11 protein-coding genes are annotated in these 13,160 nt (G+C 73.6%); 5 read left to right on the top strand and 6 right to left on the bottom strand.

What is annotated here, in order from left to right:
• Positions 1 to 11 precede the first annotated feature (11 nt).
• Positions 12 to 584, top strand: a complete 573-nt coding sequence (locus BN3788_RS05580) for a hypothetical protein (RefSeq protein ID WP_147525060.1) — start codon at positions 12 to 14, stop codon at positions 582 to 584.
• Entirely contained in the window at positions 581 to 1,138 is a 558-nt protein-coding gene (locus BN3788_RS05575) for a hypothetical protein (RefSeq protein WP_066582911.1), read from the top strand. The genes BN3788_RS05580 and BN3788_RS05575 overlap by 4 nt, the downstream gene beginning before the upstream one ends.
• Positions 1,139 to 1,160: 22 nt before the next feature.
• On the opposite strand, the gene BN3788_RS05570 is transcribed toward BN3788_RS05575, so the two are convergent.
• The 5 genes from BN3788_RS05570 to pgm all read right to left on the bottom strand — a co-directional run bounded on the left by BN3788_RS05570 (position 1,161) and on the right by pgm (position 7,792).
• Entirely contained in the window at positions 1,161 to 1,682 is a 522-nt protein-coding gene (locus BN3788_RS05570; protein WP_066582909.1) for a gluconokinase, read from the bottom strand.
• A 105-nt stretch (positions 1,683 to 1,787) separates the two neighbouring features.
• Complete coding sequence (locus BN3788_RS05565; RefSeq protein ID WP_066582908.1) at positions 1,788 to 3,557, bottom strand: pyruvate dehydrogenase; 1,770 nt, start codon at positions 3,555 to 3,557, stop codon at positions 1,788 to 1,790.
• Between the two features lie 109 nt (positions 3,558 to 3,666).
• Positions 3,667 to 4,656 carry a phosphotransferase family protein gene (locus BN3788_RS05560; RefSeq protein ID WP_066582906.1) on the bottom strand — a complete coding sequence of 330 codons (990 nt, stop codon included), beginning with the start codon at positions 4,654 to 4,656 and terminating at the stop codon, positions 3,667 to 3,669.
• A 9-nt stretch (positions 4,657 to 4,665) separates the two neighbouring features.
• The gene (locus BN3788_RS05555) at positions 4,666 to 6,021 is read right to left on the bottom strand and encodes an MFS transporter (protein WP_066582904.1); all 1,356 of its coding nucleotides are present in this window, start codon (positions 6,019 to 6,021) and stop codon (positions 4,666 to 4,668) included.
• A 100-nt stretch (positions 6,022 to 6,121) separates the two neighbouring features.
• Complete coding sequence (gene pgm, locus BN3788_RS05550) at positions 6,122 to 7,792, bottom strand: phosphoglucomutase (alpha-D-glucose-1,6-bisphosphate-dependent) (RefSeq protein ID WP_066582900.1); 1,671 nt, start codon at positions 7,790 to 7,792, stop codon at positions 6,122 to 6,124.
• An 82-nt stretch (positions 7,793 to 7,874) separates the two neighbouring features.
• On the opposite strand from pgm, the gene BN3788_RS05545 reads away from it, so the two are divergent.
• Both BN3788_RS05545 and BN3788_RS05540 read left to right on the top strand, forming a co-directional pair.
• Positions 7,875 to 8,699 (top strand): DUF5926 family protein, encoded by an 825-nt coding sequence (locus BN3788_RS05545; RefSeq protein ID WP_066582898.1) that lies wholly within the window; start codon positions 7,875 to 7,877, stop codon positions 8,697 to 8,699.
• Positions 8,700 to 8,772: 73 nt separating this feature from the next.
• On the top strand, positions 8,773 to 9,741 hold the full coding sequence (locus tag BN3788_RS05540) for a glycosyltransferase family 2 protein (RefSeq protein ID WP_390619892.1): 969 nt from the start codon (positions 8,773 to 8,775) through the stop codon (positions 9,739 to 9,741).
• Here BN3788_RS05540 and BN3788_RS05535 read toward each other — a convergent pair.
• Positions 9,713 to 12,205, bottom strand: a complete 2,493-nt coding sequence (locus BN3788_RS05535; protein WP_066582896.1) for a hypothetical protein — start codon at positions 12,203 to 12,205, stop codon at positions 9,713 to 9,715. The two genes, BN3788_RS05540 and BN3788_RS05535, sit on opposite strands and share 29 nt — an antisense overlap.
• A gap of 162 nt (positions 12,206 to 12,367) precedes the next feature.
• Between BN3788_RS05535 and pheA the strand changes: the two genes are divergently transcribed.
• On the top strand, positions 12,368 to 13,160 hold a 793-nt coding region (gene pheA, locus BN3788_RS05530; RefSeq protein ID WP_066582895.1), incomplete at its 3' end, for a prephenate dehydratase.

Raw genomic sequence — 13,160 nt, 5'->3', positions numbered from 1 at the left:
CGATCCAGCCCATGCCCCCTCCCGTGACCGACGTGCTCCCGGACGAGTACGTGCCCGCGCGCATCGACCCCGCATGGCTGGCCGGCCTCACCGACGACACGTCATGGCGCGCCCCGTCGCACGCTGTCCCCACCCCGGTGCCGTTCCCGCGCCGGGAGACCGGGACGCTGGCCGATGCGGGGACCGCGCCCCTGTTCGACCTCGAGCACGCGACGACCGCGTGGTTCTACAACATCAGGCACGAGCTCAGCGACGCCCACGTGAACCCCTCCGACATGACCCGCGAGCAGCACGACTGGTTCAGCATCGACCGCGAGGTCTTGTTCACCCGTGAGAAGCGCGCGATCGCGCGCCGCGGCAGCCTGCTGCGCCTGTGGCCCGCGCACTCGGACGTGACCGGCGAGTACGCCCTGGTCTGCGCTCCGACCGTGAGAGGCGAGTACCGCCTGTCGAACGTGGACGGGCTGCTGGTGAGCCTGAGCGCCACCGACCTGCCCACCGCGGTCCGCGACGCGATCGTGGCCTCCGCCCGCATGAACACCACCGTCCTGCTCGCCAGGACCATCGATCGGATGTACTCGTGAGCTGGCCGACGTACGACCCCACCCAGATGGAGTTCCCCGCCAGGACCTGGTGGGAGGGAAAGAGGCTCCCCGCGCTCCGGAGCCAGGAGTTCGAGCCGTTCCCCGGCCAGGTCCACACCCCGATCCCCGCCGCGTTCCCCGTGCTCGACCTCCTCGGGGTCGCGACCCCGTCGGCGGCACTGCTCGACGTGACGCACACGCAGACGGCGATGTTCTACGCCAGCGGGGACGCGCTCAGCGACGCCGTCCTGGACGGTGAGCTGCGCGAGCAGGACCTCCGCGACCTTGAAGAAGCCCACCGCGCCGGGCCGGTGACCGCCTACGAGAAGCGTGCGGTCGTCGCCCGTGGCCGGGTCCAGCAGTACTGGCCGGCCGCGCGTGGGTCGGGTGCGCTGATCTTCTTCGTCCCTCCGACTGTGCACGGCGGCGACGCGCTGCGGTTCACAGCGCACTGGGATCCGCTGTGGGAGATCCCGGCCGCGGTCGTGCTCAGCGCACGGATGTGCACGCCCGTTCTCGTCGGGTCCCAGATCCTGGCGCCGCCGGCCACGTAGCCCGCAGGCCACGTCGTCGGGGTCACATCGTCGTGTCGGACAGCGCGCGCACCCGGTCGGCGATCTGGGCGGCCAGCGACTGCGCCGTGCCCGTGGCGTCGAGCGTGAACCCGGGCTCGGTGGGCAGCAAGGGCTCGAGCGCGGCGAGCTGGGAGCCCAGCAGCGCGGGTGGCATGAAGTGGCCGACGCGCTGGCCCATCCGCTGGGCCAGCACGTCGGGCGTCACGTCCAGGTGGACGAACAGCACGGGCCCGCCGGCGCGGAGCACGTCGCGGTAGGCGACCTTGAGCGCCGAGCAGGTGAGCACGCTGGGGCGGCCCGCACGGGTCTGCTCGGCCAGCCAGTCACGCAGGGTCGCGAGCCAGGGGGCGCGGTCCTGGTCGGTGAGCGGCTCGCCCGCCGCCATCTTGGCCACGTTGGCCGCGGGGTGCTGGTCGTCGGCCTCCAGGAACTGCCGGTGCAGGCGCTCCGCGACGAGCTGGGCGACGGTGGTCTTCCCGGAGCCCGAGACTCCCATGACCACCACGTGCTGCACGTCCGACATCGACCCTCAAGCTCTCCTCGGTGCGGTCCGCGTCAGCGGCCCGGGGCTCGCCGCCCACGGCAGCGATCGTACCGAGCCGTGATCGCGCCGAGCCCCAGGCGGCGGTCAGGGGCGCGGCACGTTGCGCAGATTCGAGCGGGCCATCGCCATGACCTCGCCCATCCCGCCGCCCAGGATCTCCTTGCTCATGGCCGCGGTGAACCCGGCGACCTGCTGGCGCGTGATCTTCGGCGGCAGGGACAGCGCGTGCGGGTCGGTGACCAGGTCGACGAGCGCGGGCCCGTCGTGCGCGAGCGCCTCACGCAGCGCGTCGCGGACGCGGCCGGGGTCCTCGACGCGCTCGGCGTGGATGCCCAACGACCGGGCGACGCCCGCGTAGTCGACGGCCGGGGAGTCGGTGCCGAACGACGGCAGGCCGTCCACCAGCATCTCGAGGCGCACCATGCCCAGCGTCGCGTTGTCGAACAGCACGACCTTCACCGGCAGGTGGTATTGCACCAGCGTGATGAGCTCGCCCAGCAGCATCGACAGTCCGCCGTCCCCGGCGAGCGCGATGACCGGGCGGGCGGGCCGGCCCTGGTCCCGGTCGGCATGCGCGGCGCCGATGGCATGCGGCACGGCGTTGGCCATCGAGCCGTGCAGGAACGAGCCGATGACCCGGCGTTGAGGGCTGGGCGTGAGGTAGCGCGCGGCCCACACGTTGCACATGCCCGTGTCCACGGTGAACACCGCGTCCTCGGGGGCCTCCTCGTCGAGCAGCACCGCCGCGAACTCGGGATGGATCGGTGTGTGGTGCTCCACATCCTTGGTGTACGCGCCGACCACGCCGGTCATCGCCCGCTCGTGCTTGCGCAGCATCTGATCGAGGAACCGGTGCGAGCGCTTGCGCTGCACGCGGGGCAGCAGCGCCCGGACGGTCTCCCCGACATCACCCACCACCGCCACGTCCTTGCGGGTGCGCCGCCCCAGCCGGGTGGGCTCGATGTCCACCTGCGCGGTGACCACGTCGGCGGGCAGGAACTGGTCGTAGGGGAAGTCCGTGCCGAGCATGAGGACCAGATCGGCGCCGTCGAGCGCCGCCTGGCACGCGCCGTAGCCCAGCAGCCCCGTCATGCCCACGTCGAACGGGTTGTCGTACTGGATCCACTCCTTGCCGCGCAGCGTGTGCCCGATGGGCGCGTGCAGCCGCTCGGCGAGGGCGACCACCTCGTCATGCGCGCCCCGGACCCCCGCGCCCGCGAAGATCGTCACCTTCTTGGCGTCGTCGATCACCGCCGCGAGGCGTTCGAGCGCGTCCTCATGCGGCACCACGCGCGGCGGCTCCGGGGGAGTCAGCACGTCGGGGACGATCGCGGGCGCCTCGAGCTCGGCGACGTCGCCGGGCAGCGTCAGCACCGCGACGCCCGGGGCGCCGTACGCGTGGTGGATCGCCGAGCGGATCACCCGGGGCGCCTGGGCGGCCGTCGAGATCATCTCGGAGAACACCGAGCACTCGGTGAACAGCCGGTCCGGGTGGGTCTCCTGGAAGAAGCCGGTGCCGATCTGCGGGCTGGGGATGTGCGAGGCGATCGCGAGCACGGGCACCCGTGAGCGGTTCGCGTCATACAGGCCGTTGATCAGGTGCAGGTTGCCCGGCCCGCACGATCCCGCGCATACCGCCAGGCGTCCCGTCAGCTCGGCCTCCGCCGCAGCCGCGAATGCCGCCGACTCCTCATGCCGCACCTGCACCCAGGCGATGTCGGCGCCGTCCTTCGCCGCGCGGCGGATCGCGTCGACGATGGGGTTGAGGCTGTCGCCGACGATGCCGTACACATGCCGCGCCCCGGCGGCGATGATCTGGGCGACGAGTTGTTCGGCGACGTTCTGGTGTGCCATGAGGGACCTCCACGGGGGTGCTGGCCGGGGTGCTGGCCGCTCTCATCGTGGTCCGGCAATCTGCGGGCCGCACCCGGGCCGACGTGCGACGTCGAGCACACCGCCGCCGTCAGCCCAGCGCGTCCAGCGCCGCGTGCAGGTTCGCCCAGGCCTTCGCGCGGTGCCCCCCGAGCCAGTCGCCGGTGTACCCGCGCGGGCCGATCTCGACGGTCAGCACCAGGCTCATGTACATCCGGTAGAGCCACAGGCGGGCCTCCCCGGACAGCGTGCCCAGCGCGAGCGAGCCCCCGGCGGAGGAGTAGCCCTCGAGCAGCGCCTCCGGGACGGGCCCCAGTCCCATCTGGTCGGCGCCCGCGAGCTCCAGCAGCGGGTCGCCCCACACGGCGCGCTCGGTGTCGATGACCCCGACGAGGGCGCCCGTCGTCGGCTCGACGAACAGGTTCCCGGGCCACAGGTCGGTGTGGACGAGCGCCGGGGAGCGCACCTCGGCCAGTGCCGCGGCGTGCCGGGCCAACGCCGCGCGCACCCGATCGGCGGGGATCTCGGCGCCCCATGCGGCGGCGTCGTCGAGCAGCGCGCCCGCCATGGCCCCGAACGCCTCGGGCCAGGTGGCGGCGTGCAGTCCGGTCGCCTCGTTCGGGTAGCCGAACCGCGAGCCGCGCACGGTGTGCAGGCGGGCCATGAACGCGCCGAGGTCCTGCTCCACACGGCGGCTCGTCATCGCGTCGACCTCGCCCAGATCGGCCAGCGGCGTGCCGTCGAGATGCGTGACCACCAGCACGTCGCTGGGCAGCACGCTGCGGCTGAGATCGGTCAGCAGGACGCGCGGCATGAGCAGGTCCGGCCGGCCGGCTGCGAGGCCGTACACCAGCGCCTCGGTGCGCAGCAGGTCCTGCTCGTAGCGCAGGAGCCGGTCCGTGGCGGTGGGGGCCGTCTTGACGACGACGCGCGTGCCGTTGGCGAGGGTCGCCCGGTATGTGATGGCGAACATCCCGCCGGTGAGGAGCTCGGCGCGGTCGAGCGGCCCGAGTGGGGCCAGCACCGTCCCGAGGGCGTGCAGCGTGGCGGGGTCGAGCGGGGCCGGGGCGTGGTCGAGCACGCCGGAAGGCTAGCGCCCGGGGTGGCCCTGCTCCGGCGGTTCGGCCGCGCCATCTGCCGCGTTGGCCGAGTGCTCCGCCGCGGCGATCTCGGCAGCGGTGATGGCGGCGCCGGCAGTGGGGCTCACCGGCTCGGGCTCGACCTCGGCATCCGCGACCTCATGCGCCAGGACGTCCGCGGTGCCCTTGCGCAGCACGCGCGTCGACCCGGCGGCCGCGAGCACCGCGAGCCCCGCAGCCCCGACCACCACGGCGAACCCGCCGTGCGAGCCGCGGGCGTCGATGGCCATGCCCGCCACGGAGGCGCCGACGGAGACGCCCACACCGAGCGCGGTGCCGACCCAGGTCAGCCCCTCGGTGAGGCGCTCCCGGGCCACGAAGTGCTGCACCAGGCCGTTGCCGTTGATGATCGTGGGGGAGATCGCGAACCCGGCGACGAACATCACGACGGCGAGCATGGCCATCGACTGGACCAGCACGAACAGCGAGGCGCCGACGGCCAGCACGAGGGTGCCGATGACGAACCGCTTCCACAGCGCCATGACCCAGTGCCGCAGGCCGTAGAGCAGCCCGGAGATCAGCGAGCCGAGGGCGAACACGGCGAGCACGACACCCGCGAGGTCCGGGCGCCCATGCTCGTCGGCGAAGGCCACCGTCGCGACGTCGGTGCCGCCGAAGATCGCGCCGATGGCGACGAACACGATCGCCAGGACGACCATGCCGCCGGAGCGGAGCACCGACCCCTGCCGGGGCGCGTCCACCTCCCGCACCGTGGGCGCCGGCTGGGTGGCCCGCTGGCTGAGGAACCAGAATCCGCCGCAGATCATCCCGAGCACCGCGACCAGCAGGCCGGCGGCGGGGGACACGTTGGCCGCGAGGATCGTCGCGAGCACGGGACCCACCACGAAGACGAGCTCGTCGAGCGCCGACTCCAGCGAGTACGCCGTGTGCACGTCCCGGGAGGACGTGAGCATGTTCGACCAGCGGGCACGCACCAGGGCGCCAAAGGAGCCGATCGTGGCGCCGGTGAGGGCCGCCGTCGCGTACAGCCACGGGGTGGGGGCGTGGGACATCGCGGCCGTGACGATGCCGATTAGGCCGAGCGAGGCGACGGTGATGGCGGGTCGCATGACGCGGGCCTGGCCGTGGCGGTCGACGAGGCGGGCGAGCTGCGGGGAGCAGATCGCCTGGGCGAGGACGTAGACCGCGGACACGCGACCGGCCAGGCCGTACGAGTGGTACAGCGCCTCGACCATGAGGACGATCCCGATGCCCGCCATGGACATGGGCAGGCGTGCGATCACGCCTGAGGCGGAGAAGGCCAGTGCGCCGGGCCGCGCGAGGATCGTGCGGTACGGGCTGAACACCCGCTGATTCTCTCATCGCACGGCGGTGCCCCCGCACTCAGTTATCGGGTGCGGGGTATGCCCGATGTGCGGCGTCCGGGGGCCCGGACCAGGGCCTGGATCAGGCGAGCGCGTCGTTCACCACGGACCGCGCCTGCTCCTGCACCTCCACCAGGTGCTCGGGGCTGATGAAGGACTCGGCGTAGATCTTGTACACGTTCTCGGTGCCGGAGGGGCGGGCCGCGAACCACGCGTCCTCGGTGGTGACCTTGAGCCCGCCGATGGCCGCCCCGTTGCCGGGGGCAGTGGTCAGCTTGGCGGTGATCTCCTGGCCGGCGAGGGTCGTGGCGGTGACCTGCTCGGGCGACAGCTTCGCGAGCCGAGCCTTCTGCTCGAGGGTCGCCGGGGCGTCCACCCGGGCGTACCAGGACTCGCCGTAGCGCTGCACCAGGTCGGCGTGGTGCTGGGAGGGGGAGCGTCCGGTGGTGGCGAGCATCTCGGAGGCCAGCAGCGCCAGGATCAGCCCGTCCTTGTCGGTGGTCCACACGCGGCCGTCGCGGCGCAGGAACGAGGCGCCGGCGGACTCCTCGCCGCCGAAGCCGACGGACCCGTCGAGCAGTCCGGGCACGAACCACTTGAACCCGACGGGCACCTCGAGCAGCTGGCGCCCGAGCCCGGCCGCGACCCGGTCGATCAGCGAGGACGACACGAGGGTCTTGCCGATGGCGGTGTCGCCGGGCCACGCGGGGCGCGCGCCGGAGTAGAGGTACTCGATGGCCACCGCGAGGTAGTGGTTCGGGTTCATCAGGCCCGCGTCGGGCGTCACGATGCCGTGCCGATCGGAGTCCGCGTCGTTGCCGGTGGCGATGTCATAGGGCGCCCCGTCGGCCATCGTGCGCACCAGGGACGCCATCGCGGACGGCGAGGAGCAGTCCATCCGGATCTTGCCGTCCCAGTCGAGCGTCATGAACGCCCACCGCGGGTCCACCGTCGGGTTCACGACGGTCAGGTCCAGCCCGTACCGCTCGCCGATGGCGCCCCAGTACTCGACGGACGCCCCGCCGAGCGGGTCCGCGCCGATCCGCACCCCGGCGTCACGGATCGCGTCGAGGTCGATCACGTTGGCGAGGTCGTCGACGTAGGCCTCGAGGAAGTCGTGCTTGTGGGTGGTCTCGGCGGCGAGGGCCGCCGCGAGCGACAGCCGCCGCACCTGGCCGACGCCCGAGCGCAGCAGCTCGTTGGCCCGGGCGGCGATCCACGCGGTGGCATCCGACCCCGCCGGGCCGCCGGTGGGCGGGTTGTACTTGAAGCCGCCATCGCGCGGCGGGTTGTGCGATGGGGTCACGACGATGCCGTCGGCTAGGCCCGGGCCCTCGACCCGCACGCCGTCGAGGCTGGTCGCGCCGTTGTGCAGCAGGATCGCGTGGGACACCGCGGGCGTCGGCGTGTACGAGTCGCGCGCGTCGACGAACAGCTCCACACCGGCAGCCGCGAGCACCTCCACGGCCGTCTGCCAGGCGGGCAGCGACAGCGCATGCGTGTCCCGGCCGATGAACAGGGGGCCGTCGGTGCCCTGGCCGCGCCGGTACTCGACGATCGCGGCCGTCGTGGCGATGATGTGCGACTCGTTGAACGCGCCGTCGAACGCGGAGCCGCGGTGCCCGCTGGTGCCGAACACCACCTGCTGGGCGGGATCGTCCAGATCGGGGCTCCGCTCGTAGTACGCGCTGACGAGCGCGTCCACGTCGATGAGGTCGGCAGGCTGGGCGAGGGTTCCGGCGCGCGGGTCCATGCAGCGATCCTGCCACCGACAACGCCGCAGGTCACCCGCTCAGGCGAGGGTCACATCGGCACAGCGGGTAATCTCGTCGCCCATGGCCACTGGTTCAGTCGATTTCGTCCTGCGCCCCTTCGAGGGGCTCCCCGGTGAGCCCGACTGGGTCGCCCTCAAGGAGGTCGTGCCCGCCGCGACCGCTCCCGCCCGCACCACCGCCGAGTACGGCTCGCGCGAGGTGCTCCTCACCACTGTGCTGCCGATGGGCTGGCCGGCGCTGCACCGCGACGACGGCGTGGTGCTGCTCGCCCTCCAGTCGCAGGGCGGCTCCGGCGACGCGAGCCGCGACCTCGCGGCCGTGCTGCTCGCCGCGCTGGACGTCGAGCCCGGCACCGCCGTGGAGCCCGAGGGCCTGCCCGGCCCCGGCCCGCGCCTGCAGGACGTGCTGGACCTCAGCATCCCGTTCGAGGTGACGGTCGAGGAGAGCTTCGGCTACTGGCTCGCGCCCGGCACCGAGCGCACCGCCGACCTGGCCGCCGCCATCGAGGAGGCCGACTCGGGCATCATCCCCACCGTCAAGCTGGGCTCCGTGGAGTCCGCGTACTGGTGCCGCATGGGCTCGCGCGAGTTCCTGCGCTGGGCGCAGCCGCATGACGAGCAGAAGGTCCTCGACGCCCTCGCGCGGCTGCACTCGAAGCGCGAGTCGGGCTTCGACGGCGCCAAGTTCGTCGGGTACTTCCGCTCCAGCGGCATCGTGGTGCCGGTGTGGGAGCTGGCCCGCGGCACCGAGGCCGAGGACATTGAGGGCGCCGTCACCGAGTTCCTGCCCCGTTTCGAGGCCGCCCTGGCGGATGAGACGCCGCTCGACGCGAACGCCCGCCGGGCCCGCGCCGGCCTCGTGGCCCGTCAGGTCACGCTGCGCTGACCCCCTCCGCACTGCGGGGTCCCCACCGCGTTGACGGCGAGGACCCCGCAGGCTGGGTAGGCTGGCCTTCGTGATGCGCCAGGGCGGCAAGGCTGCCGAAGTCGAGACGAACGCGCAGGTCGCGCGGGTGGACGCCACGCCCGAGCCCCAGGAGGCGGACGACATCGCCCCCGACGACGTGTCGTCGGGCGAGGAGACGCCGCCCAAGACGTCGCGCCGACGGGGCTCACGCCGCGCGGTCTCGTCCAGCGAGCCGCTCACCAGCCCCACCAAGAAGGTGCCCGGCGCCCGGTCGCGTCAGCGCGTCGCCGTGGTGATCCCCGCGAAGGACGAGTCCCGGCGCATCGCCGCCACCGTCCGCTCCGCCCGGGCCATCCCGCACGTCGACCTCGTGCTGGTCGTCGACGACGGCTCCGAGGACAACACCCAACATGTGGCCCGTGAGGCCGGCGCCGTGGTGGTGCGCCACTCGCATAACCGTGGCAAGGCCGCCGCGATGGAGACGGGCGCCGCCGTCGTCGCGATGCGTGACGCCCCGGACCGCCTGCCGCGCCTGCTGCTGTTCATCGACGGGGACCTGGGGGAGACGGCAGTCAACACCGCGCCCCTCGTCCCGCCGGTGCTCGAGGGCACCGCCGACCTGTCCATCGCCCTGCTGCCGCCGCAGCCCGGCGCGGGTGGACGCGGCATCGTCGTGGGCGCCGCGCGCCGCGCCATCGCGGCGATGACCGGCTGGACGCCCACCCAGCCGCTGTCGGGCATGCGCTGCCTCACCCGTGAGGCCTTCGAGGCCGCCACCCCGCTCGCCCGGGGTTGGGGCGTCGAGACCGGCATGACCATCGACCTGCTGCGTCAGGGCTTCGTGGCCGTGGAGGTCCCGTGCGATCTGCGGCACCGGCCGTCCGGCGCGGACCTCAAGGGCCAGCTCCACCGCGCGGCGCAGTACCGGGACGTGCAGCTCGCCGTCAACGCGCGCCGCGTCCGCCGCGCCGCGGGGGCGCTGCGGTCCACCGTCACTCCGGCGCGGGACCCGAAGGGCTGACGCCCTCCTGCCCGGACGGCGCCTGCGCGCCGGCCGGGTGCCGCTGTCGCAGCAGCAGCAGCCAGTTCGCGCATGCCGCGATGAGCAGCGGCACGGTGATCGCGATGCCGATGGCGGGGATGACCACCCCCGAGTCGTTCACCGCGAAGCCGATGCCCAGCGTGACTGTCAGCGCCACCAGCCCGGACTGCAGCATCGGGGCGTCCGTGCCCAGCCGGGTGAGCGGGGCGCCTGAGGACAGCCACCCGTAGGCGCCGCCGTCGGGAGCCCCCACGGCGGTGCGCAGCGGGCGGCCCAGCACCAGGATCACCACGACCAGGCCGCCGATGGCGAGCAGCGTCAGTTCGTTGCTGAACAGGATGTCCACGTTCTGCTTGAGCTTGCGGGCCACCACGGGCCACAGGCCGCCATCGAGCACCGTCTCGACGAAGCGGCCCAGGTGGGTGCGGGAGTCGGCCGGGCGCAGCCAGTCGATGACCGCGAACACCGTGACCGTCACCGCGCCGGCGGCCAGCACGCTGAGCGCGCGCCACCAGTTGAGGCGGATGCCCGCGGCGAGGAGCGCCAGCACCGCGAAGCCGGGCACCAGGGCGGGCGGGCCGCCGAAGTCCGCGCCGATGCTCGGCAGGCCGTCCAGCAGCGTCGCGGCGACCCCGATGGCCACCACGACCCCCACGGCGGCGCCCCGTCGGCCGCGGGCGACCAGCGGGTTGGTCACGGCGACCGCGAGCAGCACGGCCGCGGTGGCGAACAGCGCGAACGCCGTGTTGTTGAACCCGTAGAAGCGGCCCGCGATGAGCGAGCGGGTGCCCATCAGGGACTCGAGCTGCAGGTTCGCGCCGGTGGCGATGTCGATGGCGATGACCACTGCCGTGATCGCCGCGACGACGCCCAAGGGGCCCAGCAGCCAGTTCCGCCAGCGCGGCAGCAGCGCGATGGCCGTGATGACGCCCACCCACGTGACGATCAGCGCCGTGAGCGCGTACGAGGGCGGGTCCACCCGCCACCACGGGCTCAGGTTCGCCAGGAACGTCGAGACCGGGATCGCGGCCACGGCCACGCCGGCGACGCGGAGCTGCTTGAGGACGAGCACCGGGTCGGTGCTGGCGGCCAGCGCGCGGCGGCCCTTGCGGGGCGCCCAGCGGTCGAGCGTGCGGCCCCACCAGTCGAGCACCCGGCCGTTGAGGCCGACGGTCACCAGCGCGTACAGGATCAGGTTGATCGCCACGAAGATCACGTAGAACGACGAGACCAGCGGCGTGACGGCGAGCACGTGGTCGTTGTCGTCGACGAGCTGTGCCACGCGCTTGCTGGCCAGCGCCGGGCCGGGGGTCGTGGTGATCGTGGTGCCGACCAGCGCGCCCGCCGGCACGTCGCCGCGCAGGCCCAGCGCCGTGAGGATCGTGGGGGTCACGTCGGTGGTCTGCAGGTAGCCGGGCTGACGGGTGGAGCGCGCCGCCAGCAGCGCGTCCGCGTAGTCGCCGTCGCCGGTGGCCTGCGGGCCGCTCGCGGCGGCGAGTTGGAGCTGCGCCCGCCGGGACGAGTCGGCCAGCGACGTCACCAGCACCGTCGTGTCGACGCGTGTGTCCGAGACACCAGCCAGCACGGCGCCCACGCGCGCGTCGATGATCTGCGCCTGCTCGCCGTGCGTCGGCTCGGTCACGGCGTCGGGGCCGACCAGCTCGGGGGTCTCGACGTCGTCCTCGGACGCCTCGTCGGTGGGCAGCGCCACCACCCGGTCCGAGGTGCTCTGGCCCGGGTCGCGGATGGAGCCCACATCGACGACCACGAGTTGTGCGCCACCGTCCAGCGCGTCGCGCACCGCAGTCTGCAGCGCGGACGTGGTCCACGGGCGGTTGAGGTGCTGCCCGACGGGCACGCCGTCCGTCCCCGCCAGGGCGATCGCCGCGCCGGGCCCGATGCCGACGGCCGCGGTGCCGGTCGCCGCGAGGGTGTCGCCGAGCAGGCCGGGCCTCGACGCGTAGTCCTCCTCGGCCGCCGACTGCAGGTAGTCGTCCCAGGCCGGCACCGCCTGGTCGGGCAGCGGGTCGCGCAGGGTGCGGCAGGTGCGATCCTCGGCGACCAGGTCCGCGGCGCGGGCGCCCGCCGACACGGCCAGCCACCCGTCCGCGGGGCAGTTCGAGGAGTGGACACTGCGGGCCGCGATGCTGCCCACGGCGCCCTCGCGGGACATCGTCCACAGCGCGGGGGTGGTGAGCGTGCCGATGTCGTCCCAGCGCAGGCCCGTGGTACCGATGAGCACCACAGGCGCGTGGCTCGCCTCCACGGCGGCGGGGTTGGACGCGCTGGACTTGGCGGTGGGGGACGATGCGGGGGTCGACGCCGGGATGGCGGCGGCGGCCGGGCCGGCGAGCCCGAGCAGCAGCACGAGCGCGCCCACCACGGCCGCCATCGCGGTGGCGAGGGCGTGGCGGGGGGTCAGGGCGCGGGGAGGCGTCGGCACCGGGCCAGCCTACGGTCGCACTAGGCTCGTCCAGTCGTGCTCCAGACCCGGACGCCCTGCTGGGCGCGGGCGGCGCACGGTATCCGCACGAGCCCCTCACCAGCCGCTCCCAATCCGCCGTCCGCGTCAGCCCACGGCCTGAGCACCGACCGGAGGACGTCCATGTCCGTCCCGCGCTACGCGTACCTCGGCCCCGCCGGGACGTTCACCGAGGCCGCCCTGCGCCAGGTGGCCTCCCCGGACGAGTCCCAGTACCTGCCGCAGACGGATGTGGTCTCCGCGATCGAGGCCGTGCGCTCCGACCTGGCCGACTTCGCCGTGGTCGCGATCGAGAGCACCGCCGAGGGTGGCGTCACCGCGACCCTCGACGCGCTGGCCGTGGGCGAGCCGCTGGTGCTGCTGCGCGAGATGCTCGTGCCCGTCGGGTTCACGCTCGTCGCCGCGCCCGGGGTCCGGCTCGAGGACGTCCACCGCATCTCCGCGCACCCGCACGCGTGGGTGCAGTGCCGGCGCTGGCTCGCCGCGCACCTGCCCGGTGTCGCGCATGTGCCTGCCACGTCCAACACCGCCCCCGCGGCGCTCCTCGCCGAGCAGGTCGCCCAGGGCGGTGGCCCGGAGCTCGCGTTCGACGCCGCGCTGGTGCCGCCTCCCGCTGTCGCGCACTACGGGCTGCACGTCCTCGCCGAGCACGTCGAGGACAACGACAGGGCCGTCACCCGGTTCGTGCTCGTCGGCCGCCCGGGCGAGGTGCCCGCCCCCACCGGCGCGGACAAGACGACCCTGGACGTGCACCTGCCCAGCAACGAGGCGGGCGCCCTGCTGGACATGCTCGAGCAGTTCGCCGCGCGCGGGGTGAACCTGTCCCGGATCGAGTCGCGGCCCATCGGCGATGCGCTCGGGCGGTACTCGTTCTCCATCGACGCCGAGGGGCACATCGCCGACGAGCGGATGGGCG

Source organism: Cellulomonas timonensis (assembly GCF_900046455.1).
GTDB lineage: Bacteria > Actinomycetota > Actinomycetes > Actinomycetales > Cellulomonadaceae > Cellulomonas_A > Cellulomonas_A timonensis.
The sequence above is the reverse complement of the archived record's forward strand: the minus strand, read 5'-3'. Positions and strand labels throughout refer to the sequence as shown.